Genomic DNA, 23,440 nt, shown 5'->3' on the forward strand with positions numbered 1-23,440 from the left:
CGTCGAACGCCGGTTGCGGGAACAGTATCAAGGGAGGAAGTCATGGACGCGATGCATTACAAGGCTCTGCTCGAAGCCCGCAAGACCGAGATACTGACGCGGCTGCAGAAGATCGATACCGATCTTGGCCGGACACGCAATCCCGACAGCCAGGAGCAGGCTGCCGAAGCCGAAAATGACGAGGTTCTGGAGGAATTCGGCCATGTCGGCTCGGATGAACTCAAGGCGATTGATGCTGCGTTGCAGCGCATCACCGACGGCACCTTCGGCATCTGCGTGAAATGCGGCGGCGAGATCGCCGCCGAAAGGCTTGAGGCTGTGCCCTATACGCCTTTCTGCAAGGGTTGTGCGGCCAGTCTGGGGTAGGGCAGGTCCTGCCTGCTTTGATTGCCGGCGAAAAGGTGCATTGCACTGCACCCTTTCGCCGGACGTGTTTTGGCGCTAGAATCGGAAAGCGTCGGGCCCGCCCGGGCCCCGTCACATTCGTCCGTCATGTTCATGCCAGCACGTCTGAGCCAGGTCCCTTATGAAGCAATTCGCACGCCGCGGCAGCCCGTATGATCTTTATGAACTCGTCGCCGATGGCATTGTCCACGGTGTTGGCGTCGTCTTCGCGCTGATTGGCGCGACGGTGCTGATCTTTTATGCCGCCGTCTGGACCAGCGCGGCGCAGGTTGCCGCTGCCGTCATCTATTCGGCCGGGCTGGTGCTGACGCTTTCGATTTCGTTTTCCTACAATCTCTGGCCGCCGAAAGCCGGACGCAGCAAGGCGATCTGGAAGCGGCTCGACCACAGTTCGATCTTCATTCTCATTGCCGCGACCTATACGCCGTTTCTTCAGCGCGGCATTGACGAGCCGATGATTTTTGGGCTGCTCATCGGCGTGTGGCTGATCGCCGCGTTTGGTATTGCGCTCAAGGTGTTGTGGCCCGGCCGCTATGACCGGCTTGCCATCCTGCTTTATCTTGCCATGGGCTGGAGCGGCATTGTCGTCGCCTGGCCGCTGTTTCCGCTGCTGCCGCTTGCCACCAGCATTCTCATCGTCATCGGCGGTGTGATCTATTCCGCCGGCGTGCTGTTTCATGTCTGGGAAAAACTGCGTTTCCAGAATGCCATCTGGCACGGATTTGTCGTGACGGCCGCCGCCGTGCATTATGCCGCGGTGCTGACCTGTTTCAGCCTGACGGGCTGAGGCTGGCACGGTCGCGGAACCTGGGCGGCCCCTAAGGTTTTCAAAAAGGCAAACAAGAACATCTGGGAGAGGAATATGCGGATTGCAAAGGCTTTGACGGTGGCGGCGGTGCTGGCGGCTTCCCCTGCACTGGCTGAAGATGAGGTGGTCTATTCGGACGATCTGGTGGCCAAATGCGTCGACCTTGCCGAAACCGAGGCCGACATGAGAGCCTGTGCCGGTGTCTCTGCTCAAGCTTGCCAGAACGCCTCGGATTACGGTTCCACCACGATCGGGCTGCAGGAATGCTCGGCGCTTGAGACGAAATTCTGGGATAGCTGGCTGAACCGGACCTATCGCAAGCTTCTGGCGCGCGCCAAGGCGGCCGATGCCGAAGCCGCCGACGATCCGCGTGCCAATGGCGAGGCTGCCGAAAGTCTGCGTGACATGCAGCGGATCTGGATCACCTTCCGGGACGCAACCTGCGAATACGAGGCCAACCAGTATCAGGGCGGCACCATTGCCGGACCGGTCTATGCCGGCTGCCTGATGCGGATGACGGCCGATCAGGCGATCTATCTGGAAAATTCCTGGCCGACCTATTGAAGCACGTCGTTTCATCATGGACGCGCCCTGGGTGTCGTTCTAAAGGGAGGACACAGATGCTCCGGAATGGACGGGAACACCATGTTGATACGCGATGCGAAAGAGGCCGACCTTCCGGTCGTCCTCGAAATTTACAATGATGCCGTTCTGCACTCCACGGCGATCTGGAACGAGATCCTCGTCGATCTTGAAAACCGCAAGGCCTGGCTTGCAGCCCGCAATGCGCGCGGCTTTCCGGTTCTGGTGGCGGAACGTGAGGGGGCGGTTATCGGCTATGCCAGCTATGGCGACTGGCGCCCGTTTGACGGTTACCGCCATACCGTCGAGCATTCGGTCTATGTGCACAAGGATCGCCGTGGCGGCGGTGCAGGCCGCGCGCTGATGGAAGCGCTGCTTGCCCACGCGCGTCAGGCCGGCATGCATGCCATGATCGCGGCCATCGAGGGCGACAATACGGCCTCGATTGCGCTGCATGAACGCCTCGGCTTTTTCCACGTTGGCCGTTACCCGGAAGTCGGCACCAAATTCGGCCGCTGGCTCGATCTGGTGACGATGCAGTATCGCTTCGCCGATTGATCAGATCGGCCCCAGCGTTCGCTGCACCGCGTTCTTCCAGCCCTTGTAGAGCTTTTCGCGGGTTGCTTCTTCCATGGCCGGCTTGAACTGTCGGTCGACGGCCCATGAGGCTGCGAATTCGGTGAGGTCGGGGTAAAGCCCGGCGCGGCTGCCGGCAAGCCAGGCCGCGCCCAGCGCCGTCGTTTCGACAACCTGCGGACGGTCGACGGGTACGCCGAGAATGTCGGCGAGAAACTGCATGGTCCAGTCATTGGCGCTCATGCCGCCGTCGACCCGCAAGATATTTGCCGAATCGTGACTGCCCCAGTCGTCGTGCATCGCTTCCAGCAGGTCGCGGGTCTGGTAGCCGACGCTCTGAAGCGCGGCCCGGGCAAATTCCGCCGGGCCCGAATTGCGGGTGAGGCCATAGACCGCGCCGCGGCATTCGGCATCCCAATAGGGCGCGCCGAGGCCGGTGAAGGCGGGCACCATGTAAAGCGTCTGTTCCCGGTCGGCGGCGTTCGCCAGCGCATCGGTTTCGCGGGCGTGGCGGATCACCTTCAGCCCGTCGCGCAGCCATTGCACCACGGCGCCGGCGATGAAGATCGACCCTTCCAGCGCATAGGTCGGCTTGCCATCGAGCTGGTAGGCGATGGTTGACAGCATCCGGCTTTCGCTTTTCACAAACTTGTCGCCGGTGTTCAAAAGCGCAAAGCACCCCGTCCCATAGGTCGACTTGATCATGCCAGGCTCGAAACAGGCCTGGCCGACGGTGGCCGCCTGCTGGTCGCCGGCAACGCCGAAGATCGGGATTTCGCGGCCGAAAAGGTCATGGCGGGTCATGCCGAAATCAGCGGCGCAGTCCTTCACCTCCGGCAGCAGCGACATCGGGATATTCAGGAGCGCGCAGATATCCTCGTCCCATTTTCCTTCGCGGATGTTGTAGAGCATGGTGCGCGCGGCATTGGTGGCGTCGGTGACATGGGATTTGCCATCGGTCAGCCGCCAGATGAGATAGGTGTCGACCGTGCCGAAGGCGAGCCGCCCCTTTTCGGCCAGTGCCCGCGCCCCCTCCACATTGTCGAGCATCCAGGCGATCTTGGTGGCCGAGAAATAGGGATCGAGAATGAGACCTGTTGCGGAAGTGATGAAGGCCTCGTGTCCTTCCGCGCGCAATCTGGCGCAGGTGTCGGCGGTGCGGCGGTCCTGCCAGACGATTGCGCGGTGGATCGGCCGGCCGGTCGCCCGGTCCCAGATCAGCGCGGTTTCGCGCTGGTTGGCAATGCCGATTGCGGCGACATCGGCGGCATGGATGTCGGCGCGCTCGATTGCCTCGCGGCAGGTGGCGGCAACCGTCGACCAGATGTCGGCGGGCGCGTGTTCGACAAGGCCGGAGGCCGGATAGTGCTGCCGGAATTCCTCCTGCGCAGAGGCGACCAGCCGCATGTTCGCGTCAAACACGATTGCGCGGCTCGATGTGGTGCCCTGGTCGATGGCCAGAATATGCTTCATGCCGTTTCCTCCCCGATCATTTCTATGGCGCGACCGTCAGGTGATCCGCAAGCCACACATCCAGCGCCGCAATCTCTTCACCGCTCATGCGCAGACCGAACTTGGTGCGCCGGAACACGATATCGTCGGCCCGGCGGGCAAATTCCCTGTCCACAAGCCAGCGCACCTCGGCCTCGTAAAGCCCGGCGCCGAAGTGCCGGCCGAGATCTTCCGGTGAGGCGGCGTCGCCGAGAATCGTCCAGCAATCGGTGCCATAGGTGCGGATCATGCGCAATGTTTGCGCTTTTTCCAGAAAGGGATAGTCGGTTTGAAGCCGCGCCGGCAGTTTTGTCGTCTCGCTCACCGCAAAATCGCCGCCCGGCAGCGTGGAGTCTGCCGTCCAGTCGCCGCCGGCCTGTGGAAAATGAGGGGACAACTTGTGGATAGCCGCTTCGGCAAGCTTGCGGTGGGTGGTGATCTTGCCGCCGAAAACGCTGAGCAGCGGCGCGCCGTCCTCACGCAGCGAAAGCACATAATCGCGGGTCGCCGCCGTCGCCGAGGAGGCGCCGTCATCGTAAAGCGGACGGACGCCGGAATAGGTCCAGACGATGTCCGCGCGCGTGACCGGTTTTTCGAAATATTCCGAGGCGAAACGGCAGAGGTAATCCGCTTCTTCATCGGTGCATTGCGCTGCGGATGCGGGCCCTTCGTGGTCCTTGTCGGTGGTGCCGATCAGGGTGAAATCCTGCTCATAGGGGATGGAAAAGATGATCCGTCCGTCGCTGCCCTGAAAGAAATAGCAGCGATCATGATCGTAGAGTTTTTTCGTGACGATATGGCTGCCGCGCACCAGCCGGACCTTTTCGGCGGTGTTGATGCCAAGCGCGCCGGAAATGATATCGGCAACCCAGGGGCCGCCGGCATTGACGAGCGCGCGGGCATAAACCGGCGGCAGCGGACCGTTTTCATCTTCGAGATCGATTTTCCACAGCGTCGTGCCGGATTCCTCGATCTGCGCGGCATGGACGACTTTCGTGCGCACCATCACCTTGGCGCCGCGTTCGCTCGCATCACGCGCCATCAGGCTGACGAGACGGGCGTCCTGCACCCAGCAATCCGAATATTCGAATGCGCGCCGATATTCGCTTTTGAGCGGTTTTCCGGCGGAATCCTTCGCCAGATCGACGCTGCGGGTTGCCGGCAGGATTTTTCGCCCGCCGAGATGGTCGTAGAGAAACAGCCCGAGCCGCAGCAGCCACCACGGGCGCAGGCCCTTGTGGTGCGGCAGCACAAAGCGCATCGGCCAGGAGATATGCGGCATGGCCTTCAGCAGCACTTCGCGCTCGATCAGCGCCTCGCGTACCAGCCGGAACTCGTAATATTCGAGATAGCGCAACCCGCCGTGGAACAGCTTTGTCGAGGCGGATGAGGTTGCCGAGGCCAGGTCGTTCATCTCGGCAAGCGCGACGGAAAGGCCGCGACCGGCGGCATCCCGGGCGATACCGACACCATTGACGCCGCCACCGATGACGAAAATGTCGACCGGATCGGTTGGTTCTGCGGCACGCGCCATCGCGTTTACTCCCGTGTGATCTTGACGAATAGCAAGCTGAAAATGCGCGTAAATATTCGAAATGTCAAATTATATGATCGTAAATGTTCGTTTCGGGGTGCCGGCTGCAATTTCCACAAAGCGCCTATTCAGCGGCCTGTGCGCCCTTGTGGCCGGAGACCGCAGCGCCTGCATCGCGTTTCAACCTGATCAGCGGGATCACGGATACCAGTGAAACGAGAGCGACGATGGAAAAGGCAATGTGGAAATGGGCGACCGTCAGTTCTCCGCCGGTGAAGTGTCCCGCAAGCTCCAGGATAACCGCGGCGAAGGCGACGCCCAGCGCGAAGCTTCCTGCTGGAACATCGAGCTCATCGCCGTTGCCTGGCTGGCCTGCCGGTTTTCGATATCGGCATAGGCAAGCGCGTTGACGCCGGTGAAGAAGAACGAGCGGAACAGGCCGGAGGTAAACAGGATCGCAAGAATGATGATATGCGGCGTCGTTGCCTCGAAAAAGGCGAAGGTGGCAGTCAGAACCGCTGCACCAAGGGACGCCGTGATCAGCACGGTACGGAAGCCGAAGGCGGAAAATATTTTTGGCGCAACGAATTTGGTCATCAGTGCACCGGCCGCGCCGACGAACGTGATCATGCCGGATTCGAACGGATTGAGGCCGAAACCGAGTTGCAGCATCAGCGGCATCAGGAACGGAAAGGCGCCGGTGGCCATGCGGAAGAAGGTGGCTGCGGTCGTCGCAATGGCAAAACTTGGTCTGGAAAACAGCGACAGATTGAGCAGCGGCCGTTCGACCCGCCGGGCATGGCGGATATACCACAGGCCCGACAGGATGCCGATTGCCGTGGTGACAAAGCCGGTTGCCGGCGGCAGGGCCGGCAGGCTGATGACGGACAGGCCGAAGACGATGCCCGAGGCAGCGACCGCCACCAGGAAAAAGCCCTTCCAGTCAAGGTCCGACGGCGGTTCGTCCTCGATCAGCGGCAGGAAGATGCCCGTCATGATGAGGCCGACAATGCCGATGGGCACATTGATCAGAAAAATCCAGTGCCACGAGAAATAGGTGGTGATGAAACCGCCCAGCGGCGGCCCCGCCATCGGCCCCACCAGTGCCGGAATGGTGAGCAGCGCCATGGCACGCACCAGTTCCGAACGATCCGTTGTGCGCAGGATGACGAGCCGCCCGACCGGCGTCATCATCGCCCCGCCCATGCCCTGCAGGAAGCGCGAGAGCACGAATTCGAGAAGGTTGCCGGAAAACGCGCAGCAGACCGATCCCAGCAAAAACACGATGATTGCGAGCCTGAATACCCGTTTGGCGCCGAAGCGATCGGCCATCCAGCCGGAAACCGGAATGAAGATCGCCAGCGCCACCATGTAGGTCGTCAGCGCCAGTTTCAGCGTGATCGGCCCGACGCCGAGATCGGCGGCGATCGCGGGAAGGGCGGTCGAGATGACGGTGGAATCCATCTGCTCCATGAAGAGCGCGACGGCCATGATCAGCGGAACGACAGGATTCATCGGGTGGCGACTGCAAAATAATGTGACAAGAGCAAATGTCTTAGCCTCCAGGGACGGAAATGCCAATGGCCAAAACCGATCTTTGGCTCACGCAAATGTGACGTCTTGCACGGACCAAATACGGCCGGCCGGCTTGAAACCTGTTCATTGGTCCCAAGATTTTCGGTGTATGTTTGATTTCAAGGAGGACGACCGATGACCACCGATAAAGGCATTCACCGTCGCAGCCTGATGGCCGGCGCGGGCCTGGCCGCCATTGCCACGCCTTTCGTGACCGGCGCGACGCGCGCGCATGCGCAGGACATGGAAAGCGACAGCATGCAGGTGGCCGATCCGCCCGCAAGCGACAGTTTCAACCTTGGCGACTTCAAGCTTCTCGTCGTCGAAGACGGCAGCCGGGTGATGGACAATCCGGGCGATACTTTCGGAACCGGGCAGGATCCGGAAACCGTTGCCGCGCTGCTGGAGGAAAACTTCCTGCCGCCGGACCAGATGGTCAACGGTTTTGCCCCCGTTCTCGTCGACACCGGCAGCGAAACCGTGCTGTTTGACACCGGCATGGGCCCGGCAGGCCGTTCCTGGGGCGCGGGCCGGCTGCGCGACGGATTGATTGCCAACGGCTACCAGCCGGAGGATATCGATATCGTCGTCATCACCCACATGCATGGCGACCACATTCTGGGGCTGATGGAAGAGGACGGCCCGGCGTTTCCCAATGCCCGCTATGTCTTCGGCGAGAAGGAATATGCCTTCTGGAGCGATGATGCGCGTATGGGCACGCCGGCCGAAGGCGGCCACGAAACGGTGAAGAAGGTGGTCGTGCCGCTTGCCGATCAGGCAACCTTCATTGGCGGCGGCGACGAAATCGTGCCCGGCATTACCGCGATGGAAGCATTCGGCCATACGCCCGGCCATCTGATCTTCATGCTCGAATCGGGCGATCGCAGATTACTGCTGACTGCCGATACGGCGAATCAGTACGTACTGTCGCTGCAGCGCCCCGACTGGCATGTGCGTTTCGACATGGACAAGGAGATGGCTGCCGAAACCCGAAAGAAGGTGTTCGACATGGTGGCCGCCGAACGCATCCCCTTCCTTGGCTATCACATGCCGTTTCCCGCTGTCGGCTACGTCGAAAAGACCGGTGACGGCTACAGATTCATGCCGAAGACCTACCAGTTCAAACTATAGCAAACCGGCGGCGCCCACGCGTCGCCTTCACAATCCTGCCCGATCCGGAAACAACATTTCGGATTGGGTATTTTCAACACGTCATCTTCGTGTTACGAGCACTCGCCAACTTCCAGACTTATCTGCAAGGGACCGGACGGAACAAACCGCCCGGCCATTTCGTATTTGAAAAAGGAAATTGGCCATGGCTCAGATTATTCAGGCCGCTACCGGAATGCAGGCACTCACCTTCGATGATGTGCTGCTGCAGCCGGGACATTCAGAGGTGATGCCGGGGCAGGTCGACGTCTCGACCACGATTGCCCGCGATATCGATCTCAACCTGCCCATCCTGTCTTCCGCAATGGATACGGTGACCGAAGCCCGGCTTGCAATTGCCATGGCGCAGGCCGGCGGTATCGGCGTTATCCACCGCAATCTGACCCCGCATGAGCAGGCCGAACAGGTTCGCCAGGTCAAGAAGTTCGAAAGCGGCATGGTGGTCAATCCGGTCACCATCGGCCCCGATGCCACGCTGGCCGAAGCGCTGGCGCTGATGAAGGCGCATCATATTTCCGGCATTCCGGTGGTCGAGCAGGGCACCAGCGACGACAATACATCGGGTCGCCTCGTCGGTATCCTGACCAACCGCGACGTTCGCTTCGCCTCCAATCCCGAACAGCGCATCTACGAACTGATGACCCGGGAAAATTTGATCACCGTGCGTGAAACGGTCGATCAGCAGGAAGCCAAGCGGCTTCTGCATCACCACCGGATCGAAAAGCTTCTGGTCGTGGATAATCGCGGCCATTGCGTCGGCCTCATCACCGTCAAGGACATCGAGAAATCGCAGCTCAATCCGAACGCCGCGAAGGATGCGCAGGGCCGCCTTCGCGCCGCCGCCGCCATCTCGGTCGGCGATGACGGTTTCCAGCGCGCCGAAATGCTGGTCGATGCCGACGTCGACATGATCGTCATCGATACCGCTCACGGCCATTCGCAGAAGGTTCTGGATGCCGTCGGCCGGGTCAAGACCCTGTCGAATTCGGTGCGGATCATGGCCGGCAATGTCGCCACCACCGATGGCACGAAAGCGCTGATCGATGCCGGTGCGGATGCGGTCAAGGTCGGTATCGGCCCGGGCTCGATCTGCACCACGCGCATTGTCGCCGGCGTCGGCGTGCCGCAGCTTGCCGCCGTCATGGCCGCTGCCGAGGCCGCCCGCGATGCCGGTATTCCGGTGATCGCCGATGGCGGTATCAAGTTTTCCGGTGACGTGGCCAAGGCGATTGCCGCTGGCGCTTCCGCCGTCATGATCGGCTCGCTGCTGGCCGGTACCGATGAAAGCCCGGGCGAGGTTTTCCTCTATCAGGGCCGCTCGTTCAAGGCCTATCGCGGCATGGGCTCGGTCGGCGCCATGGCGCGCGGCTCGGCGGACCGCTATTTCCAGGCGGAAGTGCGCGACACGCTGAAGCTCGTGCCCGAGGGCATCGAAGGCCAGGTGCCTTACAAGGGCCCGACCGGCGGCGTTCTGCATCAGCTTCAAGGCGGCCTGCGTGCCGCCATGGGTTATGTCGGCGGCAAGAACATCGTCGACTATCAGGAAAAGGCGACCTTCGTGCAGATTTCCAATGCGGGCCTGCGCGAAAGCCATGCCCACGACGTAACGATTACCCGCGAAAGCCCGAACTATCCGGGCAGCGTGTAAGCGGCAACGTCAGCAGTCATACACCGGGCGGCACCGCGCAAGCCGCCCGGTTTTTCCGGCAGGCCTTTCCGGGCATTTCTGCACCGCTCGCTCCGGCCTCTCGGCCTCTCCGCCTCCTTCTGCCTCTCCTCCTATTCGGCGTCATTCTCGGGCTTGACCCGAGAATCTGCGCACCGTGCCCCACGACAGGCGTTTGCGGTCGTTGTGAAGTCCCTCGCAATGTCTTTCCAGATGTCGCCAATGTCTTTCGCGACAGACGGGATTGGATGCTCGGGTCAAGCCCGAGCATTGTTTGTCGGATCTGGGTTATTATTGTGATGCAGGTGCGGGCCTTTGGCTTGCCCGCATCTGCTGTCGTCAGTAATAGCCGATAATCGCCTTGGTCTCGAGATATTCCTCCATGCCGAAGGTTCCCATCTCGCGGCCATTGCCGGATTTTCCGTAGCCGCCCATCGGGGCCACGGTGTTGGGCGGTGCGCCGTTGAGGAATACGCGACCGGCATTCAGCCTGCGGCCGACATCAAGCACCTTTTCCTTGTCCGCACCGAAGACGTAAGCACCAAGGCCGTATTCGGTATCATTGGCGATGGCGATTGCCTGTTCGAGGTCGTTATAGGTGATGACGGAGGTGACCGGGCCGAAAATCTCTTCCCGTGCAATTGTCATATCCGGGGTGATGTCGGCAAAGATCGTCGGGCGGATGTAGTAGCCGCGCTCCAGCCCTTCGGGGCGGCCCGGACCGCCGCAGATCAGCCGACCGCCTTCCTTGATGCCGGTTTCGATATAGTGCTGGATGCGCTCGAATTGCGTCCGGTTGACGACCGGGCCGAGTGTGGTTTCCGGGTCGTTTGGATCGCCCACCTTGATCTTCGTGGCGGCTTCCTGCAGATGCCCGGTCAGTTCGTCCAGCTGGCTTTCGTGAACGAGGATGCGGGTCGGCGAATGGCAGGACTGACCGGTATTGGAATAACCGCGCGTGACATTGTAATGCGCGGCCGCCGCCAGATCGGCATCCGGCATGATCAGGTTGGCGGATTTGCCGCCGAGTTCCTGGGTGACGCGTTTGACCGAGGGCGCGGCGGCCTCAGCCACCATGATGCCCGCGCGCGTGGACCCGGTGAAGGAAACGACGCCAATATCGTTGTGCGCGCTGATGGCATTGCCGACGCCCGGTCCGTCGCCATTGACGAGATTGAACACGCCTTTCGGCAATCCGGCATCCTGAACGATTTCGGCAAACGCGATGGCGCTGACCGGCGTGTATTCGCTGGGTTTGGCGACCACGGAACAGCCGGCGGCAAGGGCGGAGGCCAGTTTGTTGCACAAAAGCTGGATCGGCCAGTTCCAGGGCGTGATGATACCGGCAACGCCGATGGGCTCGCGCCGCAGGATATTGACGCCGAGCCGGGTTTCAAACTCGTATTCCTTCATCGTGGCGATGCCCTGCCGCAAGGCATTGAGCGCCGAGCCGGTCTGACCCTTGAGGCTGACAGGCGCGCCCATCTCCTGCGTCAACGCCGCCATTACCTCGCCTTCGCGGGCGGTAAAGGCCTCGATCAGCCGTTCGAGCATTTCGATCCGGCCTTCCTTGGAGCTTTGCGCCAGGACCGGCAGCGCCTGTTTTGCCGCGGCGACCGCCCGGTCGACATCTTCCGGGCTGCCAAGAGCAACCGTTGCGAAGGCTTCCTCGGTTGCCGGATTGATCAGCTCGAAGGGGCGGGCGCTGATCGGCTCAACCCATTCGCCATCGATAAAGAACTTGCCGTAATGTTTCATCGTTCCTGCCTGTTTCTGTCTGTCTTTTAAGATTGGATCACACCGCTTCAAGCACAAGGGCCGTGCCCTGACCGACGCCGATGCACATGGTGCAAAGCGCATAGCGGCCGCCGGTGCGGCGCAGCTGGTAGGCGGCCGTGAGCACGAGGCGCGCGCCCGACATGCCGAGCGGATGGCCCATGGCGATGGCGCCGCCATTGGCGTTGACATGCGGGGCATCATCTGCAAGGCCGAGCGCCCGGGTGGTGGCGAGCGCCTGCGCGGCAAAGGCCTCGTTCAGCTCGATCACATCCATGTCGGCGATGGTGAGGCTGGTGCGCGCCAGAACCTTTTCGGTGGCTGCAATCGGCCCGACGCCCATGACGCGGGGTTCGACGCCCGCCGCCGCCATGGAGATGATCCGCGCCATCGGCTTCAACCCGTGTTCGGCAGCCGCTTCGGCGCTGGCGATCAGCAGACTTGCCGCGCCGTCGTTGACGCCGGAAGCATTGCCCGCCGTCACCGTCAGGTCGGGACCGTTGACGCCTTTGAGCCCGGCAAGTTTCTCGACCGTTGTGCCGGGGCGGGGATGCTCGTCGGTCGAGACGGTAACCGGATCGCCCTTGCGCTGCGGAACGGTGACGGGAATGATTTCATCGGCAAATATCCCGCCTTCATGCGCCGCCTGCCAACGCGCCTGTGACCGGGCCGCGAACGCATCCTGATCGGCACGGGCAATGTTGTAGTCGGCGGCGACATTGTCCGCCGTTTCGGGCATGGAATCGACGCCGTAGCGTTTTTTCATCTTCGGATTGACGAAGCGCCAGCCGATGGTGGTGTCGTAAACCGCATTGGCGCGGCTGAAGGCGCTTGCCGCCTTGGGCATGACGAAGGGCGCACGGCTCATGCTTTCCACGCCACCGGCAATGACAAGGTCGTAGTCGCCCGCCTTGATGCCACGCGCTGCCGCACCCACCGCATCCATGCCGGATGCGCAAAGCCGGTTGACCGTCGTTCCCGGCACATTGACGGGAAGTCCGGAAAGAAGCGCTGCCATCCGCGCGACATTGCGGTTGTCCTCACCCGCCTGATTGGCCGAGCCGAAGACAACTTCGTCCACGCGCGACCAGTCAAGGTCCGGGTGGCGTTCCATCAGGGACGTGATCACATGGGCCGCCAGATCGTCGGGTCTCACCGATGACAATGCGCCGCCATAACGGCCGATAGGTGTGCGAACGGCGTCGCAGATCAAAGCTTCGGTCATGCTAGAGCGCCTTTTCGAGTTCGGGCAGAATGTCGAACAGGTCGCCGACCAGGCCGTAATCGGCGATCTGGAAGATCGGCGCTTCCTCATCCTTGTTGATGGCGACGATCACTTTCGAGTCCTTCATGCCTGCCAGATGCTGAATGGCGCCGGAAATGCCGCAGGCGATGTAAAGATCGGGGGCCACCACCTTGCCGGTCTGTCCCACCTGCCAGTCATTCGGCGCGTAGCCGGAATCGACGGCCGCGCGCGAGGCGCCGACGGCCGCACCGAGCCTGTCGGCCAGCGGCAGAATGACCTCCTCGAATTTTTCCGATGACCCCACGCCGCGACCGCCGGAAACGATGATTTTCGCCGATGTGAGCTCCGGGCGGTCGGAGCTGGAGAGTGCTTCGGAGACAAAGGCCGATACGCCGGGATTTTCAGCCGCCGCCACCGGTTCGATTGTTGCGGAGCCGGATGTGCCGGGTGCCGCAAAGGCCGAGCCGCGCACGGTGATGACCTTTCTGGAATCGCCGGACTGGACGGTTTCGATGGCGTTTCCGGCATAGATCGGCCGTTTGAACGTATCGGCGGACACCACGTCGATGATTTCCGAAATCTGCATCACGTCGATCAAGGCGGCAACGCGCGGCATCACATTCTTGCCGGTTGTCGTGGCCGCGGCCATGAAAACGTCATAGCCACCGGCCAGCGACACGATCAGCGCCGCCAGCGGTTCGGCCAGCGCATTGTCATAATCGGCGGCCTCTGCCGTCAGAACCTTTGCAACGCCGTCGAGCTTTGAGGCTTCTGTCGCCGCGTCCGAAAGGTTTGAACCGGCAAGCAGGAGATGGATATCGCCGCCGATCTGGCGGGCGGCGGAAACGGCCTTGCCGGTCTGGTCGGAAAGGGCGCCGTTTTCGTATTCGCCGAGAAGAAGAATGGTCATGGTCGGTTCTCCGCCTGTTTAAAGCACACCGGCTTCGGACTTCAGTTTTTCGACAAGTTCGGCCACGGACGCGACCCGGATGCCCGCCTTGCGGCCTTCTGGCTCCTCGGTTTTCAGCACCTTCAGGCGCGGTGCGATATCGACGCCGAAATCGGCGGGCGTCTTCTTCTCCAGCGGCTTTTTCTTCGCCTTCATGATGTTGGGCAGGGAGGCATAGCGCGGCTCGTTGAGGCGCAGATCGGTGGTGATGATGGCCGGCAGCGTGAGTTCGACGGTCTGAAGGCCGCCGTCGATCTCGCGGGTGACGCTGACCTTGCCGTCGCCGGGCTCGACTTTCGACGCGAATGTGCCCTGTCCCCAGCCAAGCAGCGCCGCCAGCATCTGGCCGGTCTGGTTGCTGTCATCGTCAATCGCCTGCTTGCCGAGAATGACAAGCTGCGGGCTTTCGCTTTCAACGACGCCTTTCAGAAGCTTGGCGACGGCCAGCGGCTCGACTGTTTCATCGGTCTGGATGAGGATTGCGCGGTCTGCGCCCATGGCAAGAGCCGTTCGCAGCGTTTCTTCCGATTTTGCCGGGCCGATGGAGACGACGACGACTTCGTCTGCCTTGCCCGCTTCCTTCAGGCGCAGGGCTTCCTCGACGGAAATTTCGTCGAAAGGGTTCATCGACATCTTCACATTGGCGAGCTCGACGCCGGTGCCGTCCGGTTTCACACGGATTTTCACATTATAATCGACGACGCGCTTAACAGGGACCAGGATTTTCATTGACGTATTTCCCGTTCTTTCATGTTCTTGAGAGGACATGCCCGCGCATTGCGGCATGACATCTTCCGCGTTTACCGTTTCGCAAGCTGCGTGCCATGAAAGAGGGCTGTTGCTGGCATGGGAATTGCGACGATGATGCGCGTCTACCGTGCTTCGCGTCGGTGGCGGGTTTGCCCGCCGGGCGGAGTGGAGGGCAATGAATGGAGGCGTCCACGGGCGGGGTATGAAAACCTGTCCGCGCCGTGGATGATATTTGCGCGGCTGTCCGTGCTGAGGACAAGACGCGATTTTCGTGAGGACATCTATTTATGGACGAACTGCTACCTGAGGAAATTCCGGCTATCCGCGACAGTGTGCGCCGCTTCATGGAAACCGAAGTCATTCCGGCACTCGATGGTTATGAGGAACGGCGCGAGCTGCCGCGCGACCTGATCATGAAGGCGGGCGCTGCCGGGTTTTACGGCTCGACCTTTCCCGAAACCGTCGGCGGAACGGGGCTTGGTTACATGGCGGCCGTCGTTATTCTGGAGGAGATATCGCGGCTCGATATCCGCTTTGCCGGGTGTTCAAACCAGCAGGGCGGCAATTGCCCGGCCTGTATCTATCTTGGCGGAACCGAGGAGCAGATCGAAAAATACGTCCCCGACATCATCGCCGGAAAGTCGATCGGCATGATGGCGCTGACGGAAGCGGGCTCCGGCTCCGATGCGGCGGGCGCGATGAAGACGGTGGCAAAGCGCGATGGCGATGTCTACCGCATCAGCGGTTCGAAGATGTGGGCAACGCTTGGCGACGAATGCGATGTCGGCATCCTGCTTGCCAAAACCGATCCGGAGGCCGGCGCCAGAGGCGTGACCGCCTTCATCGTGGAGCCGAAGAAATATCCGGGCTTCGTCGCCCAGCCGATCCCGACCCAGCTTTCCAAGGCGTTCCGGTCTTCCGCGCTTTATCTCGATGATTTCGTCGTCCCGGTCGAAAACCGGCTTGGCCAGGAAGGCGAGGGGTTCAAGATCATCATGCGGGCGCTGCAGGGCGGGCGGGCTGTCATCGGCGCAAAGGCGCTCGGCATTGCCATCGGCGCTTATGAGGACGCGGTGCGCTATGCCAATGAGCGCATCGTGCGCGGCAATCCGATCGGCAAATTCCAGCTCATTCAGGGCCAGATCGCCGACATGGCTGTTGCCATCGAGGCAAGCCGGGCGCTGGTCTACAAGACGGCGCAATATATGGATGCCGGTCTCCCGACCAACCGCATTGCCTCCATCGCCAAGCTGCACGCCTCGCAGACGGCCAAGTTCTGTACCGACACGGCCCAGCAGATATTCGGCGGCTACGGCATTTCGACCGAATATCGCGTTTCGCGCTACAAGAACTACGCCGACCTGATGTTCACCGGCGAAGGTTCGGCCAATGTCCAGAAAGTGCTGATCGCCGAAGATGCGCTTGGCTACAAGCTCGCCGACCGCCATCACGGCAAGACGGGGCTACGCGAACTCGGACGTTCGGCAGCCGCGGAATAGCGGAAAAAAACGCAACCCCGGACTGTTGTCCGTGCCTTCGCATGCAGTTCACTGATGCCAGTTTAGCCTTGTTTATAGGAATCAAAATATTGCGTTAAAACAGGCTTTCCAGGAAATGACGTCACTGGTCATCATTGTCATTCCTGAACTGCGTGGCTTGGGTACGGCATTCGCCACTCTCTTAGGTGTCATCCTCGTGCTTGACACGAGGAACCACGAACCTGTCCACACGTGGTGACAAGCGCCGGTTTTAAATCCCGAGCCATAAGCTCAATTGTTTCTCTCGCCGCAACCGTGACTGGCCTCGTGTCAAGCACGAGGATGACGCAAGTGGGCGGGGTTTTGAACGACAGAAAGGCCGGAATGACGGCCGTTTCGCTAAACCGGGCATCATTGCGGGGCTGCTGCCCGCGGCAGATCACATGACGTTGCTGCCGATCCATGTGCTTGTAGCCGACAGCGTGTTGCCGGCTGCGACATTTCCGTGCTGGCCTTTCCTGCCGATACCCTGTTTCCCGTTTCAAAGAAAAGCGCGGGCGCCTGTATGACAGGACGTCCGGCGAATGCGCGTCCGTTGGCATCACGTTTGCGGGCAACATTTCCATTCGGTTCACAAAAGTCCGTGAGGAGGAGACTATGTTGAAACGCTGCTGCCGCCCGCTGTTGCTGGCTCTTTGCCTGGGGGCAACCGCCGGGCCGCTTATGGCCCAGGACAAGATCACCCTGAAACTGGCGACTTTTCTGCCCCCCACCCATTACGGCGTGACGGAAGGCAGTGATGTCTTCATCAAGGACGTCGAGGAACTGACGGATGGCGCCGTCGATATCGAGTTCTATCCGGCCGAACAGGCGGGAAAGGCGCGTCAGTTGATCGAACTGGTCAAATTTGGCGCCGTCGATATCGCCGAAATCGGCACGGGCTATGTCAGCAGCGGGGAACTGCCTCTTCTCGGCGTTCTGGAAGTGCCGGGCCTTGTCGACAGTGTTTGCGCGGGGACGCGCGCCAGCCGTGCCATCGGCGATCCCGGCGGTCCGCTTTACGAAAACGATCTCAAACCGGCAGGCCTGCGCGTGATCAGCTATTACGTCTATTCTCCCTACGGACCGGCGGCATCGCGCCGGAAAATCGAAAGTGTCGATGACCTGCAGGGGCTCAAGATGCGCAATGCCGGTGGCCTGATGGAGCTGACCGTTGGCAAGGTGGGCGGCGTGCCGATGAAACTGACATCGCCCGAAGTCACCCAGTCGCTGCAGCGCGGCACGCTTGACGCCGTGATGATGTCGTTCGCTGCCGTCGAAAGCTACGGTTATGACGAATACGCTCATTACGGTGCCACCGGCTACAGTATGGGAACACCCGGGGTCTTCGCGATGATGTCGGAATCCCGCTATCAATCGCTGCCCGAAGACGTCAGGGCCGCACTGGATGAGGCGGGCAAGCGGGCGGAGGAAAATTTCTGCGCATTTTCCGAAAAGGACGAGGCGCGGGCCATCAAGGACCTTCAGTCTTCCGGGCGGATGGAGATCTACACCTGGAGCGATGAAGATGTCGCCAGGCTCGATACGACCCTCGCCAGCATCTCCGAAGACTGGACAGCGCAGCTCGATGCGCGCGGAAAACCGGCCACGGAAACGCTGAACATGTTCAAGCAGGCCCTTGAGGCACCCGCCGACACTGCTGATCCCCAGCAATAACCGGTGTCGCGGCTAAAGAGGCAGGCAGATGAATACGACAACAGAAAAACGGCGGCCGGGCTCCGAAATGCTGGGGCCGGACGGGCCGGTTGACAGGCTGATATCGGTGGTGGAACGCGGCATGCTGTGGGTCCTCTGCGGCGTCCTGTTCTTCATGATGGTTCTGATCTCGGGGGATGCAATCGCCCGCTACTCGATGAACCGGCCGTTCGTTTTCACGGTCGATCTCGTCACGCTTTATCTTCTGCCGGCAACCATGCTGTTGCCGGCGGGAATGGTGCTGCGACATGGCGGGCAGATCGGCGTCGATCTGTTTGCCATGATGATGCCGCGCCGGCTTTACAGCCTGCTGGTCTGCCTGGGCATGCTGGCGGCCGTTCCCGTTTTCTGGACCATGACGACCAGTATCACGAAACTGGCGCGTGACAGCTGGTCGCAGAATCTCGTCGCCACCGGTCTCGTCCCTTGGCCGATATGGTCCGAACAGGCCATCGTTGCGCTGGCCATGGGCCTTTTTACCCTGCGCGCTCTGCATATTGCACTCAGTCAGCTCATTGCACTTGTCACGGGCAATGAGAAAGCGGCCATCAGCATTCTGCCCGATGACGACGAGCGTGAAATTACCGAAGAGGCGGTTTGATCGAATGGAAGTCACGATTGGGTTTGCGCTTCTGGGCGTTCTGCTTGTCATCGGTCTGCCGGTCGCAATCGCGCTGGCGATTGCCGGCGGGGTCGGGCTTTACATGCTCGGCGGCCCGCAGCTTTTCACCGGCATTCTGACGACAACGCCGCTCAGCGCCGTCAACAGCTATGAATTCGTCATGATCCCGATGTTCATTCTGATGGCGAATTTCATTGTCGTCAGCGGCGTCAGCGAGGACATGTTCCAGATCGCCCGCAAATGGACAGGGCGGACACCCGGCGGGCTGGCACATGCGACTGCGCTGACAGGAGCAGCCTTCGGCGCGATTTCCGGCTCGAGCACGGCGTCTGCGGCAACGCTTGCGTCGACGACGATCCCCGGCATGATCAAGCAAGGCTATAATCCCGGCTTCGCCTCCGGCGTCGTTGCCATTTCGGGCACGCTTGCCATGTTGATTCCGCCGAGCGGGGCGATGATCATCTATGCGCTCCTGGCCGATATGAGCGTGGCGCACCTGTTGATTGCGGGCGTTGTGCCGGGATTGCTGGTCACCGTTACAATCATGCTGACGATCTTCGCCTGGGTCTATCTGCGCCCCGGTGACGCCCCGGTTGCGCAGAGCTATTCCTGGTCGGAGAAGATCCGTTCTCTCGGTGGCGCATGGTCTTTCCTGCTGCTGTTTGCCGCTGTCACCGTCGTGATCTATACCGGGATCGGCACGCCCACGGAGGCCTCGGCCATTGGCGCCCTCATCGCCTTTCTGCTGGCCCTGTCGCGCCGCACGCCGCTTCGATCCTTTGTCAGAGCCGGCCTTTCAACGCTTGAAGCCAGCTGCATGATTGCCATGATCTTTCTTGGCGCGCAGGTCTTCGTCTACTTCCTGACCATGACGCAGGTTACTCAGTCGCTGGTCTCGTGGCTGATCGCCTCGGAAATTCCCAACATTGTCATTCTGATAGCAATATTGCTGATCTACCTGGTGCTGGGATGCTTCATGGACCTGATCGCGATGCTGATCCTGACCGTGCCGATCGTCTCGCCGCTTGTGACCCAGCTGGGATATGATCCGGTCTGGTTTGCCGTGATCACGATCGTCATGGGGGAGATCGGCGTCCTCACGCCGCCGCTCGGCATCAATGTGTTCGTGATTTCGAAATACACGAAAATGCCGGTGAACGTCGTGTTTCGCGGCTCTTATCCGCATGTGCTGGCGCACTTGATCCTGGTGGCGGTCCTCGTCGCCTTTCCCGCTCTCGTCCTCTGGCTGCCGTCGACGATGAATTGACGGTTTCAGGCAATGTCGAGCCGCGATGGATCGCGCAGATCGGCTTGCACGGGCGTTTGCTGCTTGAACTTTGGGGGAGACATATCCAGTCAGCACAGACGGAAGGAGATTCGATCTCGACAGGGTTTCCTTGATTTGTTGTCGGGTCTTATTGCCGGTGCAGCATGTCTTGCCACCGTCCTCGGCTGCGCTTGATTAACCAGTCGGTGATCGCGATTGCGGCGTGGCGGTTCATGCCGTGTTGCGAAATCTGCAGGTAATAGACGGCGGTTCTGTCAATCCGGATATCGGACAGACGGATCAACTCGCCGCGTTCGAGATAGGGTTCAATCAGCGCCTCTCGGCACAGCGCGACACCGAGCCCGCGCAGGGCCGCATCGCAGATCAGCGCCGAACCCGAGAAGAAAAGCCGTCTTTCGTTTCGCTCGTCTGGCGCTGCAATGCCGGCGGCCGAAAGCCATGTTTTCCACATGCGCATGTCTTCATCGTGCAGCAGCGTGGCACGCGCGATATCGGCCGAGCTCCCGATCGTATGACGGGCCTGATAGCTTGGCGCGCAGACCGGAACCGCCGCGCCGGGAATGATCGGGTCGGCTCCCTCGGGAATATGGCCATCGAGCGAAAAGCCTATCAGAATATCAGGCTCCGGGCTCACCGGCTGGTCGGAAATATGTTCCTGAACATAGACGGATACCGCCGGATTTTCCGCCATGAAGGTTTCGATCTCGGGCAGCAGCCAGTTCGGTATCACAAACCGAAGCGAGGCGATCGAGACCGGCAATCTCTCGCGCATGGTCAGCCGGTCGATCTCGTGGCGGATTGCGCCGAAACTCTCGTTGATCACCAGTGCCAGGCTTTCTCCGGCTTCTGTCAGCGCCGTCTGGCGGCCTTCGCGCCGCATCAGGCGGATGCCTGCCCAGTCCTCGATCTGCTTCAGCTGATGGCTGACGGCGGAATGGGAGACGCTCAGCAGTCGTGCCGTTGCCGTCACCGATCCACTTTGATGAAAAGCCTCCAGAGTCTTCAACGCCCTCAACGGGGGCAAGCGATCCTGTGCCATATCGGTCCGTTCCTGCCGAGATAAAATATGTTACTTTTATAGACGAGAAGGGGAAATTTTGTACTTTTTTTGTCGAGTTTCTCATTCTAGCCTGTGGTTGATCGAAATTTAAGCTTTGCCTGTTTCTCAGGCAGCGCCGACTGGCCGGAGGGATTGAAGATGACATCAACGACAGTTGCGACTGATGATGATGGACGGGCGGTCATCCGGCTTGCGATGGCGCAGATGTGCTCCTCGAACACGCATGCGCGCAATATCGAGATCGTTACGGGCCTTGCCGTCGAGGCTCATGCGGCCGGCGCCGACCTTCTGGCCCTTCCGGAGGCGTCCGGAATGGTCAACAAGGATGTTGCCTCCGCACGTCTCTCCGTCACCGACGAGGCGCGGGATCCGTTTCTTGCCGCCTGCCGGGAGCTTGCGGCAAAATACGGGCTCTGGATCCATACCGGTTCGACACCGCTTGCCGGCGCGGACGGTGCCCGCTTCTCCAACACCAGCCACCTGATCGACGCCAGCGGCGCATTCGTCGCGCGCTATGACAAGATCCATCTGTTCGATGTCGATCTGCCGGGCGAGATTTCGCGGCGCGAGTCCGATCGTTACGCGCCGGGCGGCGAGGCCGTGCTGGCCGAAACGCCCTGGGGCCCGTTCGGTATGTCGGTCTGTTACGATGTGCGTTTCCCCCATCTTTACCGCGACTATGCCCATGCAGGCGCGAAGATCCTGTTCATCCCGTCGGCTTTCGCCATGTCGACCGGAGAGGCGCACTGGCCGACGCTTCTGCGTGCGCGCGCCATCGAAAACGGTTGCTATGTCGTGGCGGCAGCCCAATGCGGCCATCACGATGACGGGCGGGACACCTGGGGGCAATCGATGATTGTCGACCCGTGGGGCACGGTGGTTGAGGACATGGGCAAGCGCATCGGGCTTGCCGTCGCCGATCTCGATCTTGCGCGCGTCGAAAACACGCGCCGCTCCATTCCCTCGCTCCTCAACGAGCGTGATTACAGCTTTGAACCGGGTGCAACGCACCGGAGGCGGCAAACCGCCTGAAGCGTTGCAACAACATCGTCATGCCAAAACCGGCGGGCCTGCCGCCCGTCGCAAGAAACGACTTTCAGAGGGATCGCATACCATGTTGAAACGAAGAACGCTTCTGACGTCCGCCATGCTTTTCCTGGGGGCAGGGGTATCGCCTCTGGCCACGGCGCCGGCTTTTGCGCAGGAAGACACAAGACCGGACTTTGCCTTTGCCGTCGACAATCTCTGGTCGACGCTCGATCCCGTGATCGGCCTTTCGACGACCGGCGGCCGGGTTTACGGCAATGTCTTCGATACGCTGGTGAAGAGGAACTATTTCGAGGACCCGGAAGGCAACACCATCATCCCCGGGCTTGCAACCAGCTGGGAACAGGTGACCCCGACAACCTGGCGGCTGCATCTGCGCGAAGGGGTGACGTTCCAGAACGGCGATCCGATGACCGCCGAAGACGTCGCCTTCTCGCTCTCAGAGGAGCGTCTGTGGGGCGACGAGCCGCTGGCGCCGCGCGGCAAGAATTATGCGCGCGGGCTTGTCGGCGTCACTGTCGTTGATGACTATACCGTCGACCTGGAAACCGCCTATCCCGACGCGACCTTCGTCAACCGCCTGACCACGCCCATTGGTTACGTGCTTCCGAAGGACTATTACGAAAGCGTCGGCACCGAGGCTTTCGGTCAGATGCCGATCGGAACCGGACCTTACAAGATCACGGATTTCGATCCGTCCGACCATGCCATTGCCGAAGCCTATGACGACTACTGGGGCGGCACGCCGCCGCTGAAAAGCGTCATCTGGAAGATCGTTCCCGAATTTTCGACGCGCTATGCCGGTCTGGTATCGGGCGATTACGACCTGATCATGAGCGTTCCCGTGGATCAGCTGGAATCCGTCGAAGCCACTGACGGGATCCATCTGATCACCGATCAGATCGGCAATTATCCGATGTTTGCGTTCAATACGCTCACCATTGAAGGTATGGACGACAATCCGCTGGTCGACGCCAATCTGCGCAAGGCGATGGTGATGGCGATCGACCGCGATGCCATTACCGAGGCGCTCTGGGACGGCATGACGTTCACGCCGACGCCATTCAATTTCCCGGAATACGGCCCCTATTTCGATCCCGACCGTAAGGCGACCTATGGTTACGACCCGGAACGGGCGGCCGAGTTTCTCGCCAAAAGCGATTATGACGGCCAGCCGCTGACCTGGAACATCGTGCGCGGGTTCTATCCGAATTACGAGGTGGCAGCCGAATATATGGTCGAGATGTGGCGCGACATGGGGATCAATGTCGAGCTCAATATCGTCGACAACTTCTCGCTCGCCTATCAGCGCCCGTTCCACATGCTCAACATGTCGATGTCGTCGGAGTTCACGGGCGACCCCTACCGCCCGCTGTGGCTGGACTGGGGCCCGTCGTCGAGCCGCGTCACCGCCGCCCACCGCACATGGACGCCGAGCGAGGCCTTCCTCGCCGATGGCGAACGCTTCGAGCGGGCGCAGACCTTCGAGGACAAGAATACCGCTTATCTCGATCTGGTGAAGGACTGGGAGGATGTCACGCCCGGCATGTATCTCTGGAGAAACGTTCAGACATTCGCCATGAGCGACAAATATGAATGGGATCCGGGGAGTTCGCAGCTGACCATCTTCAACAACGATTTCCTGACGATCGAGCCCTAGGA

At 60.9% G+C, this 23,440-nt stretch carries 19 protein-coding genes and 1 pseudogene; 12 read left to right on the plus strand and 8 right to left on the minus strand.

Annotated elements, in window-relative coordinates; translation table 11 throughout:
* Positions 1–42: 42 nt before the first annotated feature.
* From ACHZCU_RS13205 to ACHZCU_RS13220, 4 genes are all read left to right on the plus strand, one after another.
* The gene (locus ACHZCU_RS13205) at positions 43–366 is read left to right on the plus strand and encodes a TraR/DksA C4-type zinc finger protein (protein WP_319519135.1); all 324 of its coding nucleotides are present in this window, start codon (positions 43–45) and stop codon (positions 364–366) included.
* A 160-nt stretch (positions 367–526) separates the two neighbouring features.
* Positions 527–1,192 (plus strand): hemolysin III family protein, encoded by a 666-nt coding sequence (locus ACHZCU_RS13210; protein WP_319519136.1) that lies wholly within the window; start codon positions 527–529, stop codon positions 1,190–1,192.
* 75 nt (positions 1,193–1,267) lie between these two features.
* Complete coding sequence (locus tag ACHZCU_RS13215; RefSeq protein ID WP_319519137.1) at positions 1,268–1,777, plus strand: lysozyme inhibitor LprI family protein; 510 nt, start codon at positions 1,268–1,270, stop codon at positions 1,775–1,777.
* An 81-nt stretch (positions 1,778–1,858) separates the two neighbouring features.
* Entirely contained in the window at positions 1,859–2,353 is a 495-nt protein-coding gene (locus ACHZCU_RS13220) for a GNAT family N-acetyltransferase (protein ID WP_319519138.1), read from the plus strand.
* On the opposite strand, the gene glpK is transcribed toward ACHZCU_RS13220, so the two are convergent.
* The 3 genes and pseudogenes from glpK to ACHZCU_RS13235 form a co-directional block, all read right to left on the minus strand.
* Positions 2,354–3,844: a glycerol kinase GlpK gene (glpK, locus tag ACHZCU_RS13225; RefSeq protein WP_319519139.1), complete on the minus strand. Its 1,491-nt coding sequence runs from the start codon at positions 3,842–3,844 to the stop codon at positions 2,354–2,356.
* A gap of 22 nt (positions 3,845–3,866) precedes the next feature.
* Positions 3,867–5,396, minus strand: coding sequence for a glycerol-3-phosphate dehydrogenase (gene glpD, locus ACHZCU_RS13230; RefSeq protein ID WP_319519140.1), 1,530 nt, complete (start codon positions 5,394–5,396; stop codon positions 3,867–3,869).
* A gap of 124 nt (positions 5,397–5,520) precedes the next feature.
* Positions 5,521–6,911: pseudogene (locus ACHZCU_RS13235) on the minus strand (MFS transporter).
* A gap of 195 nt (positions 6,912–7,106) precedes the next feature.
* Between ACHZCU_RS13235 and ACHZCU_RS13240 the strand changes: the two are divergent.
* A complete protein-coding gene (locus tag ACHZCU_RS13240; RefSeq protein WP_319519141.1) occupies positions 7,107–8,102 on the plus strand; it encodes an MBL fold metallo-hydrolase in 996 nt (331 codons plus the stop codon).
* 184 nt (positions 8,103–8,286) lie between these two features.
* Positions 8,287–9,789, plus strand: coding sequence for an IMP dehydrogenase (guaB, locus tag ACHZCU_RS13245; RefSeq protein ID WP_319519142.1), 1,503 nt, complete (start codon positions 8,287–8,289; stop codon positions 9,787–9,789).
* A 357-nt stretch (positions 9,790–10,146) separates the two neighbouring features.
* Here guaB and ACHZCU_RS13250 read toward each other — a convergent pair whose 3' ends face one another.
* Genes ACHZCU_RS13250 through ACHZCU_RS13265 form a run of 4 tightly spaced genes read right to left on the minus strand, consistent with a single transcriptional unit; the run spans position 10,147 to position 14,507 of the window.
* Complete coding sequence (locus tag ACHZCU_RS13250) at positions 10,147–11,565, minus strand: aldehyde dehydrogenase family protein (protein ID WP_319519143.1); 1,419 nt, start codon at positions 11,563–11,565, stop codon at positions 10,147–10,149.
* Positions 11,566–11,602: 37 nt separating this feature from the next.
* On the minus strand, positions 11,603–12,808 hold the full coding sequence (gene pcaF / locus ACHZCU_RS13255) for a 3-oxoadipyl-CoA thiolase (protein ID WP_319519144.1): 1,206 nt from the start codon (positions 12,806–12,808) through the stop codon (positions 11,603–11,605).
* Between the two features lies 1 nt (position 12,809).
* On the minus strand, positions 12,810–13,739 hold the full coding sequence (locus ACHZCU_RS13260; RefSeq protein ID WP_319519145.1) for an electron transfer flavoprotein subunit alpha/FixB family protein: 930 nt from the start codon (positions 13,737–13,739) through the stop codon (positions 12,810–12,812).
* A gap of 18 nt (positions 13,740–13,757) precedes the next feature.
* Positions 13,758–14,507, minus strand: a complete 750-nt coding sequence (locus tag ACHZCU_RS13265) for an electron transfer flavoprotein subunit beta/FixA family protein (RefSeq protein WP_319519146.1) — start codon at positions 14,505–14,507, stop codon at positions 13,758–13,760.
* A 308-nt stretch (positions 14,508–14,815) separates the two neighbouring features.
* On the opposite strand from ACHZCU_RS13265, the gene ACHZCU_RS13270 reads away from it, so the two are divergent.
* The 4 genes from ACHZCU_RS13270 to ACHZCU_RS13285 all read left to right on the plus strand — a co-directional run bounded on the left by ACHZCU_RS13270 (position 14,816) and on the right by ACHZCU_RS13285 (position 19,650).
* Positions 14,816–16,027, plus strand: coding sequence for an acyl-CoA dehydrogenase family protein (locus tag ACHZCU_RS13270; protein ID WP_319519147.1), 1,212 nt, complete (start codon positions 14,816–14,818; stop codon positions 16,025–16,027).
* Between the two features lie 636 nt (positions 16,028–16,663).
* Complete coding sequence (gene dctP / locus ACHZCU_RS13275) at positions 16,664–17,722, plus strand: TRAP transporter substrate-binding protein DctP (RefSeq protein ID WP_319519148.1); 1,059 nt, start codon at positions 16,664–16,666, stop codon at positions 17,720–17,722.
* Positions 17,723–17,750: 28 nt separating this feature from the next.
* Entirely contained in the window at positions 17,751–18,362 is a 612-nt protein-coding gene (locus tag ACHZCU_RS13280) for a TRAP transporter small permease subunit (RefSeq protein WP_319519149.1), read from the plus strand.
* 4 nt (positions 18,363–18,366) lie between these two features.
* Complete coding sequence (locus tag ACHZCU_RS13285; protein ID WP_319519150.1) at positions 18,367–19,650, plus strand: TRAP transporter large permease; 1,284 nt, start codon at positions 18,367–18,369, stop codon at positions 19,648–19,650.
* Positions 19,651–19,798: 148 nt separating this feature from the next.
* Here the strand turns inward: ACHZCU_RS13285 and ACHZCU_RS13290 are convergent, their stop codons facing one another.
* Positions 19,799–20,710, minus strand: coding sequence for a LysR family transcriptional regulator (locus ACHZCU_RS13290; protein ID WP_106303734.1), 912 nt, complete (start codon positions 20,708–20,710; stop codon positions 19,799–19,801).
* A gap of 159 nt (positions 20,711–20,869) precedes the next feature.
* On the opposite strand from ACHZCU_RS13290, the gene ACHZCU_RS13295 reads away from it, so the two are divergent.
* Both ACHZCU_RS13295 and ACHZCU_RS13300 read left to right on the plus strand, forming a co-directional pair.
* Positions 20,870–21,763, plus strand: a complete 894-nt coding sequence (locus ACHZCU_RS13295) for a carbon-nitrogen hydrolase family protein (protein ID WP_319519151.1) — start codon at positions 20,870–20,872, stop codon at positions 21,761–21,763.
* 82 nt (positions 21,764–21,845) lie between these two features.
* A complete protein-coding gene (locus tag ACHZCU_RS13300) occupies positions 21,846–23,438 on the plus strand; it encodes an ABC transporter substrate-binding protein (RefSeq protein WP_319519152.1) in 1,593 nt (530 codons plus the stop codon).
* Positions 23,439–23,440 lie beyond the last annotated feature (2 nt).

It is taken from the genome of uncultured Martelella sp., from assembly GCF_963677965.2.
GTDB lineage: Bacteria > Pseudomonadota > Alphaproteobacteria > Rhizobiales > Rhizobiaceae > Martelella > Martelella mangrovi.